Origin of the sequence: Flavobacterium cerinum, assembly GCF_004028155.1 — a bacterium.
In the GTDB taxonomy this organism is placed as follows: domain Bacteria; phylum Bacteroidota; class Bacteroidia; order Flavobacteriales; family Flavobacteriaceae; genus Flavobacterium; species Flavobacterium cerinum.
In genome coordinates, this window is the sequence record NZ_SBII01000001.1 from 426,289 (window position 1) to 450,171 (window position 23,883).

Below are 23,883 nucleotides of genomic sequence, written 5' to 3' on the forward strand. Positions count from 1 at the left end.
TACATAGCAAAAAGAGATTAGCTATCTTTGCGGCATGACAGGATTGGTTTATAAATCTACAGGAAGCTGGTACACCGTTAAAAGAGACGATGGTACTTTTTTTGAATGCCGTATAAAAGGTAAATTCCGGATTAAGGGTATTAAGAGTACAAACCCCGTTGCTGTAGGCGATGTGGTTGGTTTTGATCTTGATGAAACATCTGATGCGACCACAGGTCTTATTCATACCATTCATGAGCGTAAAAATTACATTATTCGTAAATCGGTAAACCTTTCCAAGCAGGTACACATTATTGCATCTAATATTGATAAGGTTTTTTTATTGGTTACGATCAATAATCCGCCAACGACTACCAGTTTTATAGATCGTTTTCTGGTTACTGCCGAAGCGTATGGAATTGAAGCCGTACTGGTATTTAATAAAACAGATACTTTTGATGAAGCTATGCTGGATGAACAATTGTTCTTACAGTATGTTTATAGCAATATAGGTTACAAATGCCTTAGGGTTTCATCTACCGAAATGAAAGGTATTGATGAGCTTAAAGCCGAGATGACAGGCAATGTAAGTATGTTCTCAGGGCACTCGGGTGTTGGAAAATCTACACTTGTAAATGCATTGCAGCCATCGCTTAATCTTAAAACAAAAGCGATATCTGTTCAGCACAGCCAGGGGCAGCATACCACTACATTTGCTGAAATGTTTGATCTGGATTTTGATGCAAAAATTATTGATACTCCAGGTATAAGAGGTTTTGGTGTTGTTGATATGGAAAAGGCCGAATTAGGCCGTTATTTCCCAGAGTTTTTTGCACTTCAGGATCAATGTAAATTCCACAATTGCCTGCATAAAGAAGAACCTCACTGTGCTATAAAAGCAGCTTTAGAAAAAGATGAAATTGCCTGGTCACGCTATCGCAGCTATCTTCAGTTACTGGAAGGTGATGAAGAGCATTACAGGTCTGATATTTACAGTGATGGTAAAAATAATGATGCAGAAGATTAATGAAAGCGGTATTACAAAGAGTTAGCGAAGCAGCTGTAACTATTGAGGGTAATAAGGTAGCTGATATAAAAGCCGGGCTTCTTATTTTTGTAGGGATTGAAGATGCCGACACACAGGAAGATATTGACTGGCTGGCCGCTAAAATAGTTAAGCTCAGAATTTTTAATGATGCCGATGGCCTTATGAATTTATCGGTACAGGATGTAAATGGAGATGTTATTGTAGTAAGTCAGTTTACACTACATGCTGCTACAAAAAAAGGCAATCGTCCTTCTTATATCAAGGCAGCAAAACCCGATGCTGCGATACCGATTTATGAAGCATTTGTAAAACAAATGGAAAAAGAGCTGGGTAAAGATATACAAACAGGCAAGTTTGGAGCCGATATGAAAGTTTCTCTTCTTAACGATGGTCCTGTAACCATCATCATCGATACCAAAAACAAAGAATAAGCTTTGAGTTTCATAAAATTCTGTTAATTTTGGTGAAAATTAAAATTTAACATGATTTTACGTATACTTCTATTTTTAGCATTTATTGTTCAGCAGGGTTTAATTGCTCAGGATAATTTAGCTATTTCTTCTATTCCTGAGGTGCTAAAAGAAAATTCAAACGCAGTAATAAGGCTTGAAAAGACAGATATCGTGATATCGTCAAAGAAATCTATGGTGATCAATAAGACCAGGATTGTCTCTATACTCAATTCAAAAGGTCTTGATGATATGGGAGCTTATGAGTACTTGGATAATTCTACTACGGTAAGATCGATTGAAGCACTTATCTACAACGCTGCCGGTGAACAAATAAAAAAATTAAAGCGTAAAGAGTTTAAAGAAGTATCTGCTTCAGGTGGAGCAATTGCGAGTGATTCTAAAAGGATCTATCTTGATTATACTCCTGTTCAGTATCCTTTTACTTTAGTGTTTACCAGTGAAACCTCTTCTTCTAATACCGCTTTTATACCTATGTGGTCTCCAATTGAAGGGCTGTATTCCAGTACGGAAAAATCTATTGTTACTATAACGCATAATCCCGCTCTTGGCTTTAAATACAAAGAATACAACTTTGGAAGTTTACCTGTTAATAAGCAGGAAACTTCTACGACACTTACTTTAAGTGCAGAGAATATACCTGCATTTAAAAATGAAGACTATTCTCCATCTTATATAAAGACGACTCCCCATGTTCTTTTTGGTTTAGAAAAGTTTCATCTTGAAGGTGTAGATGGTGAAGCTGTAAGCTGGGAAAGTTTTGGTGCATGGATGTATACGAATCTTTTAACAGGAACAGATGAATTACCTATTGAAACTCAGAATAAGATCAAGGCGCTTGTAGGGGAAGAGAAGGATTCATTAAAAAAAGCGAAGATTGTTTATGAATATGTACAGAGTAAAACGCGCTATATAAGCATACAGTTAGGGATAGGCGGATGGAAGCCAATGCTGGCTAAAGATGTGGACAGGCTTGGATATGGTGATTGTAAAGCACTTACCAACTATACAAGGGCATTGCTTAAAACCGTTGGAGTTGAGGCTTTTTATGCGGTTATATATGGAAGCAGAAGTAAACGTGATATACGTGAAGATTTTGTGTCTATGCAGGGTAATCACGTAATACTGGCTATTCCAAACAATAATAGATTGGTTTGGCTTGAATGTACCAGTCAGTCAGCACCGTTTGGGTATCAGGCTAATTTTACGGACGACAGGATGGCTTTATTAGTTAAACCCGAAAAAGGGCAGCTTGTTAGAACCGGGATCTATCCTACTAAAGACAATACACAAATGTCTAAAGGGGCTTACACTATATCTGAAAACGGAGCGATTGCCGGAAATATAAATATTGCATCTAAAGGAATACAGTATGATAACCGGTCTTTTTTAGAAGCCAGATCTAAAGATGAAAAAGATGAGTTTTATAAATCGGCTTTTGGGAATATTAATAATCTGAAGCTTAAGAAAATAGAGCTTAAGAATAATAAAGACGATCAGGAATTTGTTGAAAATGTTACTTTGGAAGCAGAAGGTTATTGTAATAAAAGCGGTAATAAGATGATGTTTGTCCTTAATGCTTTCAATCAAATATCATCTGTTCCTCAAAGATACCGTAACAGGATGAATCCATTTGAAATTTCGCATGGCTATTTTGATACCGATGAAATAACCATAGACCTGCCGGCAGGGTTTGTAATGGAAGCAAAACCGGAGAATGTAACAATATCAGACAAATTTGGTGAATATAAAACAGAGTATGTAGTAGTAACTCCATCACGTATTGTTTATAAGCGTTCTCTTGTTATGAATGAAGGTTATTTTGAGAGTAAAGAATATGAGAACTATAGATTGTTTAGAGAAAAAATTGCCCGTAATGATAATGCAAAAATAGTTTTAGCAAAAAACAATTAAAAAGAATGTTTAAAAAACTACTACTACTTATTGCATTGATTTTTAGTTTTTCGGTCTTTTCACAGGATAATCAGCTGGGAAAGGTTACAATAGAAGAACTTTCAGAAAAAGTTTATGCTAAAGACACCTCTGCTGTAGCAGCTTATTTGTATAAGAACGGTAAGACATATTTTGAAATTAACAACCGTTACTGGATTATGATCACCGAGGTATACACCCGTGTAAAAATCTATAAAAAAGAGGGATATGGCTATGCTAATGGTGAAATAACAATGTATACCGGTGACAAAAAAGGAAGTATGACTTTTGTTGATGGTAATACTTATAACCTTGTAGGAGGTACGATCGAAAAAACAAGCTTAAAAGAAGAAGGACAGTTTAAAGAACACCCTGAAGAAGATTTTACTACAAAAAAAATCACGATGCCTAATGTGAAAGAAGGTAGTGTGGTAGAGTATAAATACATAATAAGGACTCCTTATTTTACAAATTTTGAAGATTGGTATTTTCAATATGATATCCCTGTGAAAAACATTATGTATACTGTAAAAATACCAACGTTTTTTACTTATAATATTTATACTAAGGGAACTGTGGAAATTGAAACTTTTCATCTTCAACCTGAATTGAATAAAAAAATAGATGCATATGAAACAACTCACATCTATAAGGCAAAGGATGTTAGTGCTTCTAAAGAGGAAGAATATGTAAATAACAAGGAAAATTACATTTCCATGCTTAAACATGAGCTGGCATCTGTGCATGTGCCTAATACAGAAGCTGTATACTATGCTACAGATTGGCCAACAGTAGCAGGTAGTATATACGACAATGATAATTTTGGGAAAGAACTAAAATTCAGCTCTTATTTTGAAAAAGATATAGATGCGCTAATTAAGCCGGGAATGACTTCCAGAGAAAAGGCTCTTGCTGTTTTTGAGTTTGTTAAAGGAAGAATGAACTGGAATAAAAAATATGGTTATTTATGCCGTCAGGGCGTAAAAAAAGCATATGAATCCAGGACTGGAAATGTGGCAGAAATTAATTTAATGTTAACAGCTATGCTGCGTTATGCCGGGTTTTATGCTAATCCGGTATTAGTAAGTACCAGGGCCAATGGTGTGGCTATGTATCCTACAAGGACAGCTTATAATTATGTGATCACTGCTGTAGATACTGAAAACAATGGAGAAGTTATGCTACTGGATGCTACCAGTAAATATACTCAGCCTAATATAATGCCTGTTCGGGTTTTAAACTGGCAGGGCAGGATGATTTTGAAAAACGGAAAAAATGCCGAAATCAACCTAATGCCAAATGCTAACTCTAAAGAAATTGTACAAATTTCTGCTCAAATGGATAAAGGAGGTAAGGTTTCCGGGAAGATAAGAAATATGTATTATGACTATTATGCCTATAGTTTTAGGGAAAACAATTCAGATAATAGTATCGACACTAATATTCAAAGACTTGAAAAAAAATATGAAGGCCTGGAAATTAACGATTATAACCTTCTTAACGAAAAAGACCTGACTAAAGCTGTATGTGAAGAATATAATTTTTTGCATGATGGTGTGGCAGATGTAATAGGTGATAGGATTTTTTTTAACCCAATGCTGTTTTTTACAAATACGGTTAATCCTTTTAAACAGGAAAAAAGAGAATATCCAATAGATTTTATTTTCCCAAGAAAAGACAATTATTTAATTACCATAAAACTTCCTGATGGATATGTGGTAGAAACACTTCCTGCTTCTATGTCTTTAGGTATGGAACAAAATATAGGGAGCTTTAAATATAGTATTGTTAACAATACAGGGCAATTGCAGCTTAATATTTCTTACGAAATTAACCATGCAACGATATCTCAGGATTATTATATCATTATTAAAGACTTCTTTAAAAAGATGATTGAAAAACAAACCGAAAAAATTGTGCTTAAAAAAGCATAGATAACAATTTATAAATTAACAAAGTATGAAGCTGGTAAAATGTATTGTATTGTTCTTGTTCACGGGTTTCTCTGTCGAGGCTCAAAAATATGAACTGGGAGAGGTTACTAAAGAAGAATTGGCAGAAAAAAGCCATCCGTTAGATCCATCGGCAGGGGCTGCCATTTTGTTTAGTAAAGGCCATAGTTACATGACGATCTCAGAAAAAAGCGGTTTCGATCTTGTTACAGAAGTAGAGGTAAAGATTAAAATTTATAATAAAGAAGGGTATGGATGGGCAAATAAAGTAATAGCCTATTATAGTTCTTCTGATGGAGAAAGAGAAGTTGTTAATGTAGATAAAGCAGCTACATATAATCTTGTTGACGGTGCTGTAAAGAAGACAAAACTAAAGAGTGAAGGTGAATTTACTGAAAACGTAAATAAAAACTGGAAGCAGAAAAAAATTGTGATGCCTGATATTAAAGAAGGCAGTATTATAGAATACAAGTATACCATTAGATCACCTTTTATACAAGTTTTACCTGATTGGAGGTTTCAGGAAAGTATTCCTGTAGACCACTCGGAATTTGTAACCAGGATTCCTGAATATTTTATGTTTAATCCTAATTTTAGGGGGTATTATACACCTAAGGTGGTTAAAAGCCAGATAAACAGATCGTACAATTATTCGAGCAAAGAACGAATAGGAGGGCGCCCTACAGAATTTTCTAATAATAAGGTTGATTATACAGAACATGTAACTACTTATGTGCTTGATAAAATGCCTTCTATGAAAGATGAAAGCTATGTAGATAATATAGGTAACTATACAGCAAGTATAGAACATGAACTTTCTGTAACACGTTTTCCTAATCAGGCTATAAAGTCATATTCGATGAATTGGGAAGATGTAGTGAAAAGAATATATGAGAATAATGATTTTGGGCCTGAGCTTAAAAAGACCGGATATTTTGAGAAAGATATTGATGCATTAATTGCAGGTATAACGAACCCTATAGAGAAGGCCAATGCAATATTTTTGTATGTGAAAAAACATATGAACTGGAATGATTTTTCAGGTTATTCTTGTGATCTGGGTGTTAAAAAGGCATATGCTGATAAAGTAGGTAACTCGGCAGATATAAACCTTATGCTTACAGCAATGCTGCGTTATGCAGGTCTGGAAGCTAATCCGGTTCTTGTAAGTACACGTGCAAATAAAGTTGCCCTGTTTCCTGCGAGGTCGGCTTTTAATTATGTTATTGCCGCAATAGAAATTGATAATAAAGTAATACTGTTTGATGCAACTTCAAAATCTGCATTACCTAATATTTTGCCGATAAGGGTGCTTAACTGGACGGGAAGGCTTATTAAAAAAGACGGAACATCATTAAGTGTAGACCTGGCACCTACAATTGTTTCACGCGAAATGATAAGTCTTTCTGTAAATATGGATAAAGACGGTAAAATATCAGGTAAGGCGAGAGATCAGTACTATGATTATAATGCTTTTCGTTTTAGAGAAAATTATTCGGGGACAAATAAAGACAGTTATGTAGAAATGCTTGAAAAACATTATAAAGGTTTACAGGTGAATGAGTACAAAGTAACTAATGATGATCCTTTTAAACCGGTTATTGAAGAGTATGATTTTATTCATGACGGACTTACAGATATAATAGGAGATAAAATTTATATTAACCCTATGCTCCATCTGGTTCAGACAGAGAGTCCATTCAAACAGGAAAAAAGAGAGTATCCGATAGATTTTATTTTTCCGCAACAGGATAAATACATGATAAATATAAATATTCCTGAAGGCTATGCAATAGAATCTGTACCGGCATCGGCTAATTTGAAGATGGAAGAGAATCTGGGCGGTTTTAAATATCTTATCGCCCAGCAAAACAATCAGATTCAGATAGTTGTTACATTTGAAATAAATCAGGCTAATGTATCACCAATTTATTATGCTACACTGAAAGATTTTTATCAGAAAATGGTAGAAAAACAAAGCGAGAAAATAGTACTTAAAAAAGTATAATCTGATAATAAACCGGATGTCGTATAATGCCGTTACAGGGAGAATCGTTAAAAGTGAGACTCTTTGTAACGGTATTATGCGTTTAATAGGGATCTTATATTTTAATAATACTTCTTGTCGGGACTGTTTAACAAAGAAAAAGGCAATATTCCAATAGATTTTACTTTTCCATACCAGTATAAATACATGATTACACTAAATTTGCTGTACTAAGTTATAAACTGAAAAAAGAAAAAGTAGTACTTAAAAAAGCTTAACATGGATATTAAAAATGCACAGCTGGACGTAGACAACTGGATAAAAGAGCACGGTGTGCGCTACTTTAATGAACTTACTAATATGGCACAGCTTACTGAAGAAGTAGGTGAAGTTGCCCGTATTATAGCCCGTCGTTATGGCGAGCAGAGTGAAAAGGAAAGCGACAAGAACAAAGATCTTGGTGAAGAACTTGCTGATGTGGTTTTTGTGGTAATGTGCTTAGCAAATCAAACAGGGGTAAACCTGCAGGAAGCATTTGATAAAAAAATGGATTTGAAGTCGAAACGCGATCACGACAGGCATCATAATAACGAAAAACTTAAGTAATTTTTTGCCGGGTTTAGCGTTAAACGAATTGATACTATGAAACAGAAAATAGCCCTATTTATAAGTGGTCTTCTTATTTATTTTGTTTTTGGGATTCTGATGATTTTAGCCGCAGGAAAAGACCTGCCTAATAAATGGCTTTTTTTAGCAATTTGGACTGTAAGTATGTCTCTTGTACATTTTTTTATAATGGAACCACTTAGAGTTAGGATGGCAAAGAAAAAAGAGGATCAAAAAAAATAATTCCGAATACAGATATTCTTAAGTACGTATGGACATTCAACTACAATTGAACGGTGCTGTAAAAAGTACTGCAATAACAATTACAGGCTCTAAAAGTGAATCGAACCGATTGTTACTTTTACAGGCATTGTATCCTGGTATAACTATAAGTAATTTATCAGAGTCTGATGATAGTGATGCTATGCAAAAGGCGTTATCAGGTAATGGTGAGGTTATAGATATTCACCATGCGGGTACGGCAATGCGTTTTTTAACGGCTTACTATGCCATTCAGGAAGGAAAGGAAGTTGTACTTACCGGTTCACCACGAATGAAAGAACGCCCAATAGGTGTTTTAGTAGATGCTTTAAGAAGCCTTGGTGCTAAAATTGAATATGCCGAAAATGAAGGTTTTCCACCATTGAAAATTACAGGGCAAAAACTCCTTAAAAATAAAGTTTCTATAAAAGCAGGTGTGAGCAGCCAGTATATTACTGCGTTGTTATTGATTGCCGGAAAGCTTGAAAACGGACTCGAACTTACATTAGAAGGCGAAATAACATCACGTCCTTATATTGATATGACATTGTCGCTACTGAATGAAGCAGGGATTGAAAATTATTTTGAAGGGAATGTAATTACGGTAGTGCCGAAATCTGAAATTGTGGGCCTTGCTTCTAAAATTGTGGTAGAGAGTGACTGGAGCTCTGCATCCTACTTTTATTCGATCGCAGCATTGGCTGGCGAAGGTACTTCTATGCGTTTGTCTAGCTATAAAAAGAACAGTTTACAAGGGGATAGTGCTCTGGCAGTTATTTATAAAGGACTAGGAGTAGATACCGTATTTGAAGGAAACTCGATACTTCTTAGTAAAGCGAGTGCTTCTAAATCGATTGATCTGGATCTTAATGATACGCCGGATATTGCCCAGACGATTGCAGTGACCTGTTTTGGCTTGGGTATTGCCTGTTCATTAAGGGGATTACATACTTTGAAAATAAAAGAAACAGACAGGCTTGAAGCTCTTAAAACAGAAATGAAAAAGCTTGGAGCTAAAATAAAGGTAACAAACGACAGCCTAATACTAGAAGCTTCGGATGTTATAAATAGTAATATTGCTATAGCTACCTATAACGACCACCGAATGGCAATGGCTTTTGCACCACTGGCTATAAGAGTGCCTATATGCATTCAGGATGCCGATGTGGTATCAAAATCATACCCTGCTTTTTGGGATGATCTCCAGGTTTTAGGTTTCACCGTAAACAGGCACTAAAACGATGCTAAAGGCTGGTTTTAGTGGCTTGGGTATTTATTATTGTAAATATATCGCAAAACACTTGACAACGCCTATGTTGCGGTAGTATATTTGCATCAAATTAAAATCAGGCATAAGTGAACCCATTGGTAAATTTTATGCTTCTTATTTAGAAAAACAAAAACACTACATGAAATTATCTAACTTCAATTTCAATTTACCAAAAGAGCTTTTAGCTGAATTTCCTGCAGAAAACAGGGACGAAGCACGTCTTATGGTAATAGACAGGAAAACAAACACCATTGAACACAAACTTTTTAAAGATGTGCTTGATTATTTTGACGAAGGAGATGTAATGGTGCTTAATAATACCAAAGTTTTTCCTGCACGTCTTTATGGTAATAAGGAAAAAACCGGAGCAAGAATTGAAGTTTTCCTTTTAAGAGAGCTTAACTCTGAGCAGCGCCTTTGGGATGTATTAGTAGACCCTGCAAGAAAAATAAGGATAGGTAACAAACTATATTTTGGTGATGACGACTCTCTTGTAGCAGAAGTTATTGACAACACGACATCTCGTGGCAGAACACTACGTTTTCTTTATGATGGTTCTTACGAAGAGTTTCGTAATAAATTAACGGAACTTGGAGAAACTCCAATACCTAAATACATTAACAGGGAAGTAGTTCCTGAAGATGCGGAACGTTACCAGACTATCTACGCTAAAGAAGAAGGAGCTGTTGCGGCACCTACTGCAGGTCTTCACTTCTCAAAACATCTTTTAAAAAGACTTGAGATAAAAGGAGTTGACTTTGCTGAAATTACACTTCACGTTGGTCTTGGTACTTTTAACCCGGTTGAAGTAGAAGATCTTTCAAAACATAAAATGGATTCTGAAGAACTTATCATCAGCCAGGAGGCTTGTGATATTGTGAATGGTGCAAAAGTTAAGAAGAAAAGAATATGTGCTGTAGGTACTACTACAATGCGTGCTATGGAAAGCTCTGTGTCTTCTCAAAGAACACTTAATCCTTATGTTGGCTGGACAAATAAATTTATCTTCCCTCCATATGACTTTAGTGTAGCTGATTGTATGATCACAAACTTCCATACACCAAAATCTACACTATTAATGATGATCTCTGCTTTTATGGGTCACGATCTTATGCGTAAAGCGTATGACGAAGCTATAAAAGAAGGTTACCGTTTTTACACTTATGGTGATGCTATGCTGATATTATAATATACAAGCATTAAAAATAAAACAAAATCCTGCCCGTATGGCAGGATTTTTTTTGTTGCTTTTTTTAATTATTGCTTATTTTTACGGTCAACAAACAAACTATAATGGATTTTCAAAATACGCGTGAATACGCACAACAACTTGATGCCAAAGATAAACTGGCAAAATATAGGGATGAATTTCATTTTCCTCATGTAAACGGTAAACAGGTAATTTACTTTACGGGTAACTCTTTAGGGCTTCAGCCTAAAAGAACGAAAGCTTATGTTGATGAGGTTATGGACGACTGGGCAAAACTGGCTGTAGAAGGTCATTTCTATGCAGATAAGCCATGGTGGGATTATCATGAACGTTTTGCAGCTCCGTTAAGTAAAGTAGTTGGTGCGTTGCCTTCTGAGGTTACGGTAATGAATACACTTACTGTAAACCTGCACCTTATGATGGTGAGCTTTTATCAGCCTACTGCAAAGAGGTTTAAAATTATATGCGAAGAGAAGGCTTTTCCAAGCGATCAGTATATGATTAAAAGCCAGGTGCGTTTTCATGGACTGGAACCGGAAAACGTAATTGTGGAGATTAAAAGAAGAGAAGGCGAACACAATATTCGTAAACAGGATATTCTAGATAAAATTAAAGAAGTAGGCAATGAGCTTGCATTGGTTTTAATAGGTGGTGTAAACTACTATACAGGTCAGGTTTTTGATATGAAAACCATCACTAAGGCCGGTCAGGATGCAGGTGCTTATGTGGGATGGGATCTTGCTCATGCAGCAGGTAACATTCATTTAGAGCTTCATGACTGGAATGTAGACTTCGCCGCTTGGTGCAGTTATAAATATATGAATTCAGGACCGGGTAATGCATCTGGAGCTTTTGTGCACGAAATGCACCACAACGATCTTGACCTTCCACGCCTTTCAGGATGGTGGGGCCATAACAAAGAGCGTCGTTTCCTGATGGAGCCTAATTTTGATCCGATCAGAGGAGCAAACGGATGGCAGATAAGCTGTCTTCCGGTATTGTCGCTTGCACCTTATTTAGCATCCGTAGAAATGTTTGACGAGGTAGGGATGCCTGCTCTTATTCAAAAAAGAGATCATATTACGGCTTACCTTGAATATGTGCTTCATGAAATTGACAGGGAAGTAAAAGGGAATTTTGAGATTATCACGCCATCGGAACCGTCTGAAAGAGCATCACAGATATCGGTATTCCTGCATGGAGAAGGGCGATCATTATTTGAATACCTGATGAAAAACGGTGTTATCACCGATTGGAGAGAACCTAATGTGATCCGACTTGCGCCTGTGCCTTTATACTGTTCTTTTGAAGATATGTATGAGTTTGGACAGGTTCTTAAACAAGGAATTTTGTCACACAAAAAATAATTAGAAAAGGGAGCAGCTGCTCCCTTTTCTTTTGTACTTATATTAAATAGTTTAATCCTGAATTTTAGTATAATTCAGGCAGATGTTGAGGTTAGTAAGTAGGATTTAGTTATTTTGCGGGCTGTTAAACCTATACGTCCTTTATGGAGATTGCTGCATTTGCTTTTATCGCGGTTATAGTGCTGTTTATTGTTTTTAAAAGAATAATTGAGCCTGCTTATATGCTCATTTTTAATAAACCTCTCTATGTCCATTTTTACCTGTTTCCTAAAAAACTAGACGAATCGCAAAAAGCGGTAGTAAGGCGTGATTTTAAATTCTACCGTGATTTATCACCTGTAAGAAAAGGTTATTTTGAGCATAGGGTGCATTACTTCATTAATAACTATACTTTTTTAGGGCGCGGAGACCTTGAGGTAACCGATGAGATGAAGCTTAAAATAGCGGCAACGGGAGTGATGCTTACTTTTGGTATGCGAAGTTATTTGCCAGCTGTTTTTGAGGGTATTATAATTTACCCTGATGTTTTTGAATCACGTAACGGAGATATGCATAAAGGGGAGTTTAACCCCGCAGTAAAGGCCATTGTGTTTTCATGGAAAGATTTTCAGGAGGGATTAGAGTTTGATAACGATAATATCAATTTGGGGCTGCATGAGTTTTCACACGCACTCCAATTGGATTCGCTTGCAAAACGCCGTCCCGGTTCATCGGCTATTATTTATAGCGATATGTTCCATGAGATCATGGCATATATTGATAAACCGGAAAACAGGCAAAAGCTTATGGAAACAAACTATTTTAGGAGTTACGCCTACACGAACTCCTTTGAATTTATAGCGGTAATACTGGAATACTTCTTTGAAACCCCTCAGGAGTTTAAACAAAAGCACCCCGATCTTTATGATATGGTTAAAAAAATGATCAACTTCAGGGAAGGGTAAATTTATTAGGAGTGTCACACTGTCCCTATAGCTGTCGGGAGTCGAAGTGCTTTTAGTTTTAGTCCTTCGCATAGTGTTCCTGAATAAATTATTCGATCATAATTCCGTCTTTAAATAATAATGGAACTTCTGTTACAAAATCTTCATGAATAGAATGTGCTTTAAAAGTATACGTTTTATCATAAAGTACATTGTCGATAAAGTAGGTAACCATAAATTGATTGTCTAATACCAGAACACTGTCTTCGATTAACTCTATTTTCATAACAGATACCGGTTGGATCTCTACAAAAGCATGGCGCAGCATTGAGGTTTTGCGTGGTTCACCATTTATAGTACCCGATGCACTGGATACTACCATAGCACCTTCCAGCAGGTAATCACTATCATTTATAAGATAGGCATACCATGTTTTTTTCATAAAATCGTCGTTCCATTCCTGAACGGCTGCCACAAATACATTTTCTACTTGTGGAATAATGATATCTTTTTTCATTTTTTTAAGAATATGAAAGTATTATAAAAACTACCTTTAAGGTAATAAAATTTTCCTGATTATGAAAGTCCCTTACACATTATGCCTTCTTGTAGTACTAACTATTATAAGCTGTAAAAAAGAACAAAAAACCGAACCTGTGGTTGAGAAAACACAGCCTGAACAAATAGCAGATTCACTACCTAAGTTTACCGTTGATCATAATAGCGAAAATTCGCTGGACTGGAACGGTGCTTATAAGGGATCATTACCTTGTGCCGATTGTCCAGGTATTATTACTGAACTAACCCTGAACATTGATGGTACTTATGTTTTATCTTCTCAGGCAGAAAACAAGGACAAAACACCACATGTATATAAAGGAACATTTACCTGGGACGAATCCGGAAGCATTGTTACTCTTGATGCCGAAGGCGACCATTTAAAATTTAAGGTTCAGGAAGGCTGTCTTAAAATGCTTGACAAGTTTGGCGAACCAAAACAAGGCAAAGGAAATTATATTTTAGGTAAAAAGCAATAAGCCCACATTTCTGCGGGCTTTATTGTGTTATATGTTAGTTTTGAATTGCTCCAAAAAGCGAACGTCATTTTCATAGAACATCCTGATGTCACCAATCTGGTATTGGAGCATCGCTATGCGTTCTACACCCATTCCAAAGGCAAAGCCGTTGTATTTTGTTGCATCGATACCGCAGTTGGTAAGTACATTAGGATCTACCATACCACAGCCGCCTATTTCCAGCCAGCCTGTACCTTTAGTGATCCTGTAATCAGTTTCGGTTTTTAGACCCCAATAGATATCGATCTCAGCACTAGGCTCAGTAAATGGGAAGTATGACGGACGAAGACGGATCTTAGATTTACCAAACATCTCTTTTGTAAAATATAAAAGTGTCTGTTTAAGGTCGGCAAACGATACATCTTTATCTACATAAAGTCCTTCTATCTGATGGAAGATACAGTGGGAACGTGACGATATCGCCTCGTTTCTAAATACCCTTCCAGGAGAAATAGTCCTGATAGGCGGTTTGTTGTTCTCCATGTAACGCACCTGTACTGATGATGTGTGTGTTCTCAACAATATATCAGGGTTTGTCTGGATAAAAAATGTATCCTGCATATCACGTGCCGGATGGTATTCCGGTAGGTTCAATGCTGTAAAGTTATGCCAGTCGTCTTCAATTTCCGGTCCTTCGGACACGTTGAAGCCTATATTCGAAAAAATATCAATAATTTGGTTTTTAACGATAGATATAGGGTGGCGTGAGCCTATCTGGAACGGTTCGCCCGGTCGTGTAAGATCGCCATAGATTCCTTTGGCCTCTTCTTTACTTTCCAAGGATTCCTGTATTAGGGCAACTTTTTCTTCTGCTGTCATTTTTAAGGTGTTTATAACCTGGCCAAATTCTTTCTTTTCTTCGTTAGGAACGCTTTTAAATTCAGCAAAGAAATCATTTAAGATTCCTTTTTTTCCAAGAAATTTAATCCTGAATGCTTCAAGTTCTTCCTTACTCTGTGTCTGAAACGCTTCTGCTTCGGCAATGTACCCTTTAATCTTGTCTATCATTGTTATTCAGTAATGGGTGCAAATTTAAACATTTTAAATTTCTCTCACCACGAATTTCGCAGGTATAATTTATGTTTAACAGCAGGAATGTTATAACCTGCGGGTGTTTTTATTTTTATAATTATTTTTTTTCACTTTGATATACTAAACATTTTTTTTTCACGTTATATATTCAATTACAATGGGTTGGTGCTGCAACAAAGTGAAATAACAAATTGTGCTTTAGCAATATCAACAGGTTATCCTTACATATCTTAAATAAAAAACCTGTGCTTTGGTTAGTGGCACAGGTTTTTTTGTTTTTTAGAAGTTCTGCTTATTTAATAAGCTGCTTCTCCAGGAAATAATCTACTATAGCTCCCTTCATCAATACACTTTGTTCACCGGCTTTAAGTGGTGGTAATTCTTCCTTAACAGTATAGTGTGGCCAGCCTTCTTCATCAAAAAGTTCAAACTCATAGTACCCGTATGGCTCCAGCAATCTGCAAATCGCTATGTGCATTAGGTTTAACTTTTCGTCTTTCTTGAATTTTTTGTTGAATTGACCCAGTTCCTGCACGCCTATAAGGTAAATAATAGCATCGAGGTCCAGTGTATCGCCGTCGGCAAAACGGTCAGATAGTATAGTGACAAGCTGTTCCCAGCGTTCTTTTAGTTGTTCGTCTCTTGACATTTTTTTAATTTAATATCGCAAAGATAGTAACTTGAAATTTAATGTGTCACCGGTATTTTTTTGGATTGTAAAAGCAGTGGCTTACCTTTGCCCTTATGACGGGTATAGATATTATTTTAGGAGGCCTACTATTGTATGGTACTGTAAAGGGATTATGGAAAGGCCTTTTTGCCGAGTTGGCTTCATTACTTTCATTGTTAGTAGGTATTTATGTAGCAGTTAAATTCTCAGGTCTTGTGGGTAAAATGCTTGAAGGCCATGTAGATAATCCTAAATACATAAGTATTACAGCTTTTGCTATTACGTTTATTGCAGTAGTGGTTGGCATTGTGCTGCTGGCTAAAGTATTTACCAAGCTTGCGGATTTTTCTGGTCTCGGACTCGTTAACCGTCTTCTTGGTGGATTCTTCGGACTTTTAAAAATGATATTGATACTTAGTGTATCACTTAATTTCTTTATGAAATTAAACAGCAGTAATGCTCTTGCTGAAAAGAAAACCCTTGATGATTCTTTGTTCTTTTATCCGATATTAAAGGTCTCTAATACTATATTCCCAGTGCTGGAAGAATGGTTTAAAGAATATAAAAAATAGTTTTAGGATTGTTGCACTTCGACAGGCTCAGTGTGACTAAGACTTTGACAAGCTCAGTGTGACAATCCTAAAAGTTTATTGTAATGCTTCGACAAGCTCAGCATGACGTTTTAAGAAAATCAGTTGTTAGAATCGTTTTGTATACTTAGACTGCCGATAGCTATGGGGACAGTGCGGCAAACACTTCGACAGGCTCAGTGTGACAAATACTTCGACCAACTTAACACGATAATTAATTAATCGCTTCGCGTATTTTTTTTAACTGATGGTTGTGCCTCATGCTATGATAGGTAATAAAATAGACCAGTTCCAATTTTGTACTTCCTTTTAAAGGATGTTCATCAGGTAAGGATGCTTCTTCGCTAAGATTTACTTTTTTTGCTGCTTCCAGTAGTTTTTTGTTGGCCTCTTTAAGCGGTTCTGTAAGTTCTTCCTTTTTATATTCTTTTTCTTCAGGATATATAAAATCGGGTGACTCCATTTTGGTGTCAAAATTCATGAAGATTTCTTTGTACTCGCCGGCTCTTTGATCGGGTTCTCTTTCTGCAGGTTTTCCGGGAGCATAAAATAATCCGTCGATACCGTCTTCTGCTTTAAAAAGATGACGGCATACCTGTGCTGCTGTCCAGCTGCCCTGAAAAGGGATGGTGTTCATTTCTTTTTCGTTGAATGATGAAAGAAGGTGAAGTGTGTCGTTTAAGGCTGTTTCCAGCTCATTGAAAATTTCTTGTGACATAATTGTTCGTTTTGATTGATGATTGAATAGGATAATTATTAGATTTTATTCCTGCAGCACCGAAAATATATTGGCTGCCGGATCTTTAAACCAGGCAATTAACGGACCTCCGCCACGGAAGATATTGTCGCTGTCTGTCTTGAAATAGGGGAGGTCGTAACTTTCAAAAACTACACCTTTTGCTTTGAGCTGGTTAACAGCTTTTTCTACATCAGGTACAGGAAAGTTAAGTATGGTAAATGTGGCCGGAATATGGTTAGGTTTTGGGTAAACAATAACGGGAGTGCTGCCTTTAATGTACAGTTCCAATATGCCTTCTATTCCATTACGAACATCCAGCCCTAAAATTGTGCTATAAAATTCCTTGGCTTTGACGGTATCGTTTACTGAAAATCCGCTGAATGCTTTTGTGTCTTTAAACATAATTTTAGTATTTAAGAATTGGATTGTTTTTTAAGAAACAGCCATGATCTTTCCGGCTGTTTCTATAGTATAAGCTTTTAGCTTATTTAGTTTCATTAGGATTATAGCTTACCATCCAAAGCACACCAAACCGGTCTATGAATGACCCGAAATAATCGCCCCAGAACATATCTTCCATAGGCATTGTTACTTTACCGCCCGGAGTCAGTCCGTTAAAAACCCTGTCTGCCTCTGAACGGCTGTCTACGCTTACGCAGATGGATGAGTTTGTGCCAAAGGTTACCTGCTCCATAGATTTTGGAACATCGGTACCCATGATTACGTTACCGCCAATAGGCAGTGCAATATGCATAATGCCGTTTTTTTCAACTTCTGGCATATCTTCGCAACCCGGAGAGTCGCCAAAACGCATTAGTGCAGTAAATTCTCCACCAAAAGTGCTTTTGTAAAAGTTAAAAGCTTCTTCGGTGTTTCCGTTAAAATTCAAATAGGGATTAATCTGGCTCATTTTTTATTGTTTTAGATTGATTGATTACTTCTTTTCGAGAACCTTTTTAAGGTCGTTTAGACTTGTATTAAGGTCTTTGGTCAGTGCGCCTTTCATCATTACAGTCATTAAATTGATAGGGTAATTGGTTTTACCAGTCATGCCCCATGTTACTTTAGTGCTGTGTTCGCTAACTGCTTCGGTATTCATGTAGGTATGCGCAATAGCTTTAAAAGGCCTTGTAAACCTGATCTAGCTGGTAATGCGTTCTCCATCAGTTAATCCGGTAATTTCCTGTTCGCCGGCACCTGCTTTTTTACCATCCCAGGCATATATAAAACCAATAGTCCCGTCTATTCCCGTTAGGGTCTTTTTTATATCGGGATCTGTTTTTACCCATTTGTTGTAAACTTCCTGATTGACTACTATTTTAAGGTAGTCGTACACTTCGTGCTTTGGTTTGTTGATAATGATTTTTGCCTCAACAGAATATTCTTTGCTAACAAAGAGCGCAATTATTAATGGAAGCAGGATGATGATCGCGATTATTATAAGTATTGTGTACATAGCTTATTGTTTTTCTACTTCTTTTTTAAGATTTGACAAGCCTTCATTCAGTTTATTACCTATCATGCTATCCATAAAAAGGTTCATGAAATTTATAGGGTAAGAACTTCTTCCCTGCATACCCCAGATAACTTTAGTATTTGCAGGATCTACCTCATCGGTACTCATAAAAGCATATCCGGTACTTTCCATCGGTTCTTTAAAGCGAAGCTCGGTGTCTAAGCGGCTTCCTTCTGCAATTTTAGTAATCTCCTGTTCACCTTCGCCTACACTACTATTGCCTTTCCATGCGTTTACAAAACCTACGGTGCTATCTGTACCGGTGTATTCGTGCTTAATATTTGGGTCGGCAAGAATCCAGGCGTTATATGTATTTTGATTTTTAATGTGTTTTATATAGTCAAAAACAACAGCATTTGGTTTGTTTATTACGATTTCCCTGGTCACTGCATAGTCATTTTTTATGAATATTGCCAGGACAAGAGGGATAGCAATAATGATGAGGATTACGAGTAAAATTTTCTTTAGAATTTTCATGATATAAGGGTTGGTTAGTTTTTAGATGTTTATTTAATATACTGAAGTACGGTAATGCCGCAGTCGAAAGGTGTAGCTTTTACAAGGTTTAGTTTTTGGTAGCCTTCCAGTTTGTTGAATATTGGCATACCTGCACCAATTGCTACCGGATTAATAAAAAGATGGAATTCATCTATAAGTCCGTGCTGAATAAGTGATGCGCCAAATGAAGCACCGCCATAGGCAATGATATCGCTGCCCGGTTTGTTTTTAAGCGCAGTAACTTCTTCTACAAGTTCTCTTTGTGCGATTTCTGTATTTATCCAATCACAGGTTTTCATGGTGTTACTGAATACTATTTTAGGGGAGTCTATCATTTTATGAGCAAAATCGGCCATTTCGGGAATAGATATATTAGCCTGCCATGCATCGATGAATCCTTCGGCAAGTTTTCTTCCTAATAGTATGGTATCTACCGGATCTGTAAGGTCGCTGACATACTTTTTTAAGGTATCGTCCCAATCCCAAACCATCCAGTCCATTTCTCCGTTGGGTCCTGCTATAAATCCGTCTACAGACATTTGTACCTGTAATTTTAATTTTCTCATCGCTGTGATTTTATTTTGAAGGATATATTATTCGTCTCTTTTTCGGTTGAATATCAGGCTGTCGATTGAATATTTACCACTGCCCAGTATAAATATCGGGAGGCATAAAGCCAGATACAAGAAGGCTGCAATTTTTACATCAAAAGCATCATTAGCATGTGCTATAAAAAAGGCTACGATCATGGTAATGAATATAGGTACTATTGCATAGCGTGTTACCAGTCCGATCAATACCAGGAATCCACAAAACAGTTCGGCAAAAATGACAAGGTTAAATGATAGTTTTGCTCCAATGCCGATAATATCTCCAAACATTGGTAGGATAGTATCGTATGCCTCAAACTTGGTGTAGCCATAGCGTACAAACATTGCGCCTACTATAAGCCGTAATAATAATGCTGCGAAATCTGTGTTTAGTGATTGTGTACTTAGTAGTCTTTTCATGGTTTTATTTTGTTTTGGTTGGTATTCTTTTTAAGATTTGGCTACATGTATTTCATAGCATCATAACCAAGAAGTCTTCGCCATAAAGCGATCTGGCCAATGCAATTTGCCTCCCTGTAAATAGAGAAAGAGATAAGCTCATAAAGCGACATCTCCATCCCCGGAATTTTTATAAGACTATCCAGCTTCTCGGGAGTTGCGGTAACAAGTGCTTCTCGGGCTATAGGGCTTATTTTTTTCCAGTCTTGTTTGTATTGTTCTAATGCAGGGTAGGTAACATCTTCTTTTATGCCCTGATTGTCTTTAAATAATGCATCGGCAGCTTGTTTTAAAGATTCGCCTGTGAGAGCAGAAGCAATTTCATACCGCTGTTGTACAAGACTGCCGGCCAGCCATGCCGTATGATTGGCTTTTGTGTTTAGCCTGTTGTGAGAATGGATATCTGAAATACCGTCTAATGCACTGATAAAAAATCCGGTATGCATATCATATAGGTCAATTAGGCCATGTAATCTACTGTCTTTTGCTTCTGTTGCTTTCATAATTATTTAACACTTATAATGTAAATACCTTTGTTCTGAATGTCTTAAACAAAGATAAGATAAGTATTTTGTATTTAAGGCGTCATAAAAAGTCAAGATAAGGGGGTGTTTAGGACAAAAAAGGTATATTTGTTATCCTTAAAGTTTTATAGTCATGCAATTAGGAATTTTATTGACAAAAGATCATCGTTTATTAAGCGTTGCAGCTTTACTCGATGTGTTGGAAACGGCAAACCGATTTTATGAAGAAGAAGGAGAAATTTCTCCTTTTACGATAAACCTGATCCATCTTGAAGGGCATGAGATAGCATCGTATGCGGGACATATGCCTAAAGTGGTAAGCAGGGATGTTGATTATGATTTGTTGTTAATACCTGCTTTTAAAAGTGAAATGCTGGCGGAAGCTTTAAACGCAAATATTCCATGGGTATCTTGGTTACAGCAGCAATATAAAGAAGGAGCGGCCATTGCGAGTTTTTGTACGGGAGCTTTTTTATTGGGAGCTTCGGGATTGCTGGACAACCGCCCGGCTACTACTCATATTAATGCCGAGGGTGCTTTTTCAAGATTATTTCCTTTGGTACAATTAAAGGCCGAAGCGGTTGTCACAGAAAAAGACAGGATATTTACCAGCGGTGGTGCTACAAATACATTCCATTTACTTATGCTGCTGCTTGAAATTTATTGCAGCCGAAAAGTAGCTGTTAGGGCTGCCAAAGTGTTTTCTATCGATCTTGACCGTAACCGCCAAACGTATTTTGGTACGTTTACGCCAGACAAAGATCATGGGGATATTTTAGTGAAACAGGCACAGGAAGAAATTAGAAAACATTTTAGTACTGCCAATACCATTGAAGAACTTATTACCGATGTACCTGCCAGCCGCCGTAACCTTGTGCGCCGTTTTAAACAGGTGACCGGGATCACTCCTATAGAGTACCTTCAGAAAACACGTATCGAAGCAGCCAAGCAAATGCTGGAGCAATCACGTTACAGTATATTGGAAGTAATGCTGGAATCGGGGTATAATGATCTTAAAACCTTTAGAACATTATTCAAGAAAAATGTAGGTATGACCCCTAAAATGTATAGGGAGAAATTTAGCGGGCAGATGGTTTAGCGGGATTTTAGATTTTAATTTGCCCTATGATTTTATATTAAATTCCAGGCCAAGACCACGGAAGCTTTGAATTGAAATAGAAGGGTCTTCACTAAAATACTTTCTCAGCCTGCTTATAAATACATCCATACTTCGACCGGAGAAGAAATCGTCACTGCCCCATATCGAGGTGAGTATATCGTCACGTTTTATCATTCTGTTTTTATTGGTAAACAAATAGCGAATCAGGTGTACCTCTTTTTCGGTAAGGCGGTAAATGGTTTCTTTATGAATAAGTGTATAGTTTTTACTGTCAAAACTATACAACCCTATGTTTATTGGTCCGGTATCTGGAGAGGTGGCTGCTGATGTTCTTTGTGTACGTTTTAAAATGTTTGTTATCCGTAAAATAAGTTCGTCGGCTTCAAAAGGTTTTACGACATAATCGTCGGCTCCTAATTTTAACCCTTTTATTTTGTCTTCTTTTAATCCTTTTGCGGTAAGAAAAATAATGGGTGTTTCAGGGTTATTTACAATAATATTCTCTGCAAGGGTGAAGCCATCTATTTTAGGCATCATTACGTCAAAAACACAAATGTCAGGATTCGTTACCGAAAAAATGGCCAACGCTTCGGCGCCATCTTTTGCCCAGGTTACTTTAAACCCTGAAATTTCAAGATATTGTTTTAAGATGCTGGCATAATCAAAATCATCTTCGGCTAAAAGTATATGTTTCATGATCACGGTATTGAAATTATAAATGTGGCGCCTTTTCCTTCTTCACTGCTTACAGTAATAGTACCCATATAGGCTTCTATTATCCGGCTCACATAAAACAAGCCCAAGCCAAGTCCTTTTGTAGTATGTACATCGCCTTTTTGTACACGGTAAAATTTATCAAATATAGCATCCTGTTCTTTTTGGGCAATGCCAATACCATTATCCTGTATAGTCAAGGTAATGTGAGTAGGTGATTTTTCTAATTTTATAGTGATCAAATTGGCGCCATATTTTACAGCATTGTCCAGTAGGTTTACGAGTATGGTGTCCAGATGAAAGCGATCCATATAGAATGTAGTTTCGATGCTTTCCCTGAAAATAATTTCCACTTCTGTGTGTGAAAGTTTAAAATCATTGATTATTTCCTGTATGTCGGTAGAAGTGATCTCTTTTGTATTTGATGTATCGATACTGTCTGTTGCAAGCGATGCTTTTGTAACCTCACTGAATAGCTTTTGCATGCGTACGTTTTGGCGCTCAATAATAGAAAGGGCATGACTAAACTGTTGGGGAGTAAGTTCCTGTTCCTTCTTCTTTAATGTTGTTACGGCTATATCCAATGCTGCCAATGGTGTTTGGAACTCGTGGGTAATATTGTTAATAAAGTCGGTTTTAATATCGTTTATCTTTTTTTGCGTAATAAGGCTTTTAATGGACCAGTAAAAAAGCAGTACAACAAAAATTAATAATGCGGCAGAGAAAATAAGCAGTCCTGACATTCGGATAAAGGTTCTTTTTTCCCAATTGGCAATGCCATAAAAGCGGTCTGATACAACAACATAGCTATACTTACTGTCGTCATCGCGTGATTTGGTTTGTGAAGCCTTTAATTCATTGTTGTGTTCTGTGTTATTACCAAATATCAGCATTTTGCCTGAAAAAAGGGTGTCAGTTGCTTTAGTTTCTTTGTCGAGAATGATTATAGCAGTGAGATAGCTGGCATAGCTCACATCATAATTTTCGAAAAATCTCTCTTTTTCAAGCAATTTTATTGCTATTTGTGAAAGAGAATCGGAAGTTTTTTTCATCTCCTTTTCATACACTTCCTTATTTGCTTTGTGCGCAACATAGTCTTTAATGAAATTGCCTGTTTTTTTCATCCAGGCCTTGTTTAAGGTATCCATCTTTCCGGAAGTTTCTAAAGCCATAAATTGCTGTGTTATTACAGCATTAGCCTCTTTAACGTTAAGTTTATAGGTATTGCCTATAAAATACCCCTGGATGCAGATTAAGGCAACCACGGTAACAACACATCCGATAATTAAAAATAAAATTTTACGCTTCATCATTTTGATGTTAACCAAACAGGGTATTGGAATGATACAA

Annotated in this window: 28 protein-coding genes; 14 read left to right on the forward strand and 14 right to left on the reverse strand. The window is 36.7% G+C overall.

Annotated features, from left to right (window positions below):
- The first annotated feature begins 34 nt into the window (after positions 1 to 34).
- The 11 genes from rsgA (at position 35) to EPI11_RS02005 (ending at position 13,026) form a co-directional block, all read left to right on the forward strand.
- Positions 35 to 1,006, forward strand: a complete 972-nt coding sequence (gene rsgA, locus EPI11_RS01955) for a ribosome small subunit-dependent GTPase A (protein WP_128388271.1) — start codon at positions 35 to 37, stop codon at positions 1,004 to 1,006.
- Positions 1,006 to 1,458: a D-aminoacyl-tRNA deacylase gene (dtd, locus tag EPI11_RS01960; RefSeq protein ID WP_128388272.1), complete on the forward strand. Its 453-nt coding sequence runs from the start codon at positions 1,006 to 1,008 to the stop codon at positions 1,456 to 1,458. Before rsgA ends, dtd begins: the two co-directional genes overlap by 1 nt.
- 51 nt (positions 1,459 to 1,509) lie before the next feature.
- Positions 1,510 to 3,411, forward strand: a complete 1,902-nt coding sequence (locus EPI11_RS01965; RefSeq protein ID WP_128388273.1) for a DUF3857 domain-containing protein — start codon at positions 1,510 to 1,512, stop codon at positions 3,409 to 3,411.
- A gap of 5 nt (positions 3,412 to 3,416) precedes the next feature.
- Positions 3,417 to 5,363 carry a DUF3857 domain-containing protein gene (locus tag EPI11_RS01970; protein WP_128388274.1) on the forward strand — a complete coding sequence of 649 codons (1,947 nt, stop codon included), beginning with the start codon at positions 3,417 to 3,419 and terminating at the stop codon, positions 5,361 to 5,363.
- A 25-nt stretch (positions 5,364 to 5,388) separates the two neighbouring features.
- Entirely contained in the window at positions 5,389 to 7,389 is a 2,001-nt protein-coding gene (locus EPI11_RS01975) for a DUF3857 domain-containing protein (RefSeq protein ID WP_128388275.1), read from the forward strand.
- Positions 7,390 to 7,647: 258 nt separating this feature from the next.
- On the forward strand, positions 7,648 to 7,974 hold the full coding sequence (locus EPI11_RS01980) for a nucleotide pyrophosphohydrolase (protein ID WP_128388276.1): 327 nt from the start codon (positions 7,648 to 7,650) through the stop codon (positions 7,972 to 7,974).
- 36 nt (positions 7,975 to 8,010) lie between these two features.
- On the forward strand, positions 8,011 to 8,217 hold the full coding sequence (locus tag EPI11_RS01985) for a hypothetical protein (protein WP_128388277.1): 207 nt from the start codon (positions 8,011 to 8,013) through the stop codon (positions 8,215 to 8,217).
- Positions 8,218 to 8,245: 28 nt separating this feature from the next.
- On the forward strand, positions 8,246 to 9,472 hold the full coding sequence (gene aroA / locus EPI11_RS01990; protein ID WP_128388278.1) for a 3-phosphoshikimate 1-carboxyvinyltransferase: 1,227 nt from the start codon (positions 8,246 to 8,248) through the stop codon (positions 9,470 to 9,472).
- A gap of 172 nt (positions 9,473 to 9,644) precedes the next feature.
- Entirely contained in the window at positions 9,645 to 10,694 is a 1,050-nt protein-coding gene (gene queA / locus EPI11_RS01995; protein ID WP_128388279.1) for a tRNA preQ1(34) S-adenosylmethionine ribosyltransferase-isomerase QueA, read from the forward strand.
- A 104-nt stretch (positions 10,695 to 10,798) separates the two neighbouring features.
- Positions 10,799 to 12,082, forward strand: coding sequence for a kynureninase (gene kynU, locus EPI11_RS02000; protein WP_128388280.1), 1,284 nt, complete (start codon positions 10,799 to 10,801; stop codon positions 12,080 to 12,082).
- A 143-nt stretch (positions 12,083 to 12,225) separates the two neighbouring features.
- Positions 12,226 to 13,026 (forward strand): zinc-dependent peptidase, encoded by an 801-nt coding sequence (locus EPI11_RS02005; protein ID WP_128388281.1) that lies wholly within the window; start codon positions 12,226 to 12,228, stop codon positions 13,024 to 13,026.
- An 88-nt stretch (positions 13,027 to 13,114) separates the two neighbouring features.
- Here the strand turns inward: EPI11_RS02005 and EPI11_RS02010 are convergent, their stop codons facing one another.
- Complete coding sequence (locus EPI11_RS02010; RefSeq protein ID WP_128388282.1) at positions 13,115 to 13,522, reverse strand: hypothetical protein; 408 nt, start codon at positions 13,520 to 13,522, stop codon at positions 13,115 to 13,117.
- A 61-nt stretch (positions 13,523 to 13,583) separates the two neighbouring features.
- Between EPI11_RS02010 and EPI11_RS02015 the strand changes: the two genes are divergently transcribed.
- Entirely contained in the window at positions 13,584 to 14,042 is a 459-nt protein-coding gene (locus tag EPI11_RS02015; protein ID WP_128388283.1) for a copper resistance protein NlpE, read from the forward strand.
- 27 nt (positions 14,043 to 14,069) lie between these two features.
- Here the strand turns inward: EPI11_RS02015 and pheS are convergent, their stop codons facing one another.
- Together pheS and EPI11_RS02025 are read right to left on the reverse strand one after the other, a co-directional pair.
- A complete protein-coding gene (gene pheS, locus EPI11_RS02020) occupies positions 14,070 to 15,089 on the reverse strand; it encodes a phenylalanine--tRNA ligase subunit alpha (protein ID WP_128388284.1) in 1,020 nt (339 codons plus the stop codon).
- 316 nt (positions 15,090 to 15,405) lie between these two features.
- Positions 15,406 to 15,762 carry a hypothetical protein gene (locus tag EPI11_RS02025; RefSeq protein WP_128388285.1) on the reverse strand — a complete coding sequence of 119 codons (357 nt, stop codon included), beginning with the start codon at positions 15,760 to 15,762 and terminating at the stop codon, positions 15,406 to 15,408.
- Between the two features lie 95 nt (positions 15,763 to 15,857).
- On the opposite strand from EPI11_RS02025, the gene EPI11_RS02030 reads away from it, so the two are divergent.
- Complete coding sequence (locus tag EPI11_RS02030; RefSeq protein ID WP_128388286.1) at positions 15,858 to 16,355, forward strand: CvpA family protein; 498 nt, start codon at positions 15,858 to 15,860, stop codon at positions 16,353 to 16,355.
- Positions 16,356 to 16,587: 232 nt separating this feature from the next.
- On the opposite strand, the gene EPI11_RS02035 is transcribed toward EPI11_RS02030, so the two are convergent.
- The 9 genes from EPI11_RS02035 to EPI11_RS02070 all read right to left on the reverse strand — a co-directional run bounded on the left by EPI11_RS02035 (position 16,588) and on the right by EPI11_RS02070 (position 20,678).
- Positions 16,588 to 17,091: a DinB family protein gene (locus EPI11_RS02035; protein ID WP_128388287.1), complete on the reverse strand. Its 504-nt coding sequence runs from the start codon at positions 17,089 to 17,091 to the stop codon at positions 16,588 to 16,590.
- A gap of 45 nt (positions 17,092 to 17,136) precedes the next feature.
- The gene (locus EPI11_RS02040) at positions 17,137 to 17,514 is read right to left on the reverse strand and encodes a VOC family protein (protein ID WP_128388288.1); all 378 of its coding nucleotides are present in this window, start codon (positions 17,512 to 17,514) and stop codon (positions 17,137 to 17,139) included.
- Between the two features lie 82 nt (positions 17,515 to 17,596).
- On the reverse strand, positions 17,597 to 18,022 hold the full coding sequence (locus tag EPI11_RS02045) for a VOC family protein (protein WP_128388289.1): 426 nt from the start codon (positions 18,020 to 18,022) through the stop codon (positions 17,597 to 17,599).
- A gap of 24 nt (positions 18,023 to 18,046) precedes the next feature.
- Positions 18,047 to 18,211, reverse strand: coding sequence for an SRPBCC family protein (locus EPI11_RS18910; RefSeq protein ID WP_164879094.1), 165 nt, complete (start codon positions 18,209 to 18,211; stop codon positions 18,047 to 18,049).
- A 42-nt stretch (positions 18,212 to 18,253) separates the two neighbouring features.
- Positions 18,254 to 18,568 carry an SRPBCC family protein gene (locus EPI11_RS02050; RefSeq protein ID WP_128388290.1) on the reverse strand — a complete coding sequence of 105 codons (315 nt, stop codon included), beginning with the start codon at positions 18,566 to 18,568 and terminating at the stop codon, positions 18,254 to 18,256.
- Positions 18,569 to 18,571: 3 nt separating this feature from the next.
- A complete protein-coding gene (locus EPI11_RS02055; protein ID WP_128388291.1) occupies positions 18,572 to 19,105 on the reverse strand; it encodes an SRPBCC family protein in 534 nt (177 codons plus the stop codon).
- Between the two features lie 29 nt (positions 19,106 to 19,134).
- On the reverse strand, positions 19,135 to 19,692 hold the full coding sequence (locus EPI11_RS02060) for a dihydrofolate reductase family protein (protein WP_128388292.1): 558 nt from the start codon (positions 19,690 to 19,692) through the stop codon (positions 19,135 to 19,137).
- A gap of 27 nt (positions 19,693 to 19,719) precedes the next feature.
- A complete protein-coding gene (locus tag EPI11_RS02065; RefSeq protein WP_128388293.1) occupies positions 19,720 to 20,136 on the reverse strand; it encodes a DoxX family protein in 417 nt (138 codons plus the stop codon).
- A gap of 41 nt (positions 20,137 to 20,177) precedes the next feature.
- Positions 20,178 to 20,678, reverse strand: a complete 501-nt coding sequence (locus EPI11_RS02070) for a DinB family protein (protein ID WP_128388294.1) — start codon at positions 20,676 to 20,678, stop codon at positions 20,178 to 20,180.
- Between the two features lie 154 nt (positions 20,679 to 20,832).
- Between EPI11_RS02070 and EPI11_RS02075 the strand changes: the two genes are divergently transcribed.
- Positions 20,833 to 21,798, forward strand: a complete 966-nt coding sequence (locus EPI11_RS02075) for a GlxA family transcriptional regulator (RefSeq protein WP_128388295.1) — start codon at positions 20,833 to 20,835, stop codon at positions 21,796 to 21,798.
- 24 nt (positions 21,799 to 21,822) lie between these two features.
- Here EPI11_RS02075 and EPI11_RS02080 read toward each other — a convergent pair whose 3' ends face one another.
- Together EPI11_RS02080 and EPI11_RS02085 are read right to left on the reverse strand one after the other, a co-directional pair.
- Positions 21,823 to 22,515, reverse strand: coding sequence for a response regulator transcription factor (locus tag EPI11_RS02080; protein WP_128388296.1), 693 nt, complete (start codon positions 22,513 to 22,515; stop codon positions 21,823 to 21,825).
- A 2-nt stretch (positions 22,516 to 22,517) separates the two neighbouring features.
- On the reverse strand, positions 22,518 to 23,843 hold the full coding sequence (locus EPI11_RS02085; RefSeq protein ID WP_164879095.1) for a sensor histidine kinase: 1,326 nt from the start codon (positions 23,841 to 23,843) through the stop codon (positions 22,518 to 22,520).
- Between the last annotated feature and the right edge of the window lie 40 nt (positions 23,844 to 23,883).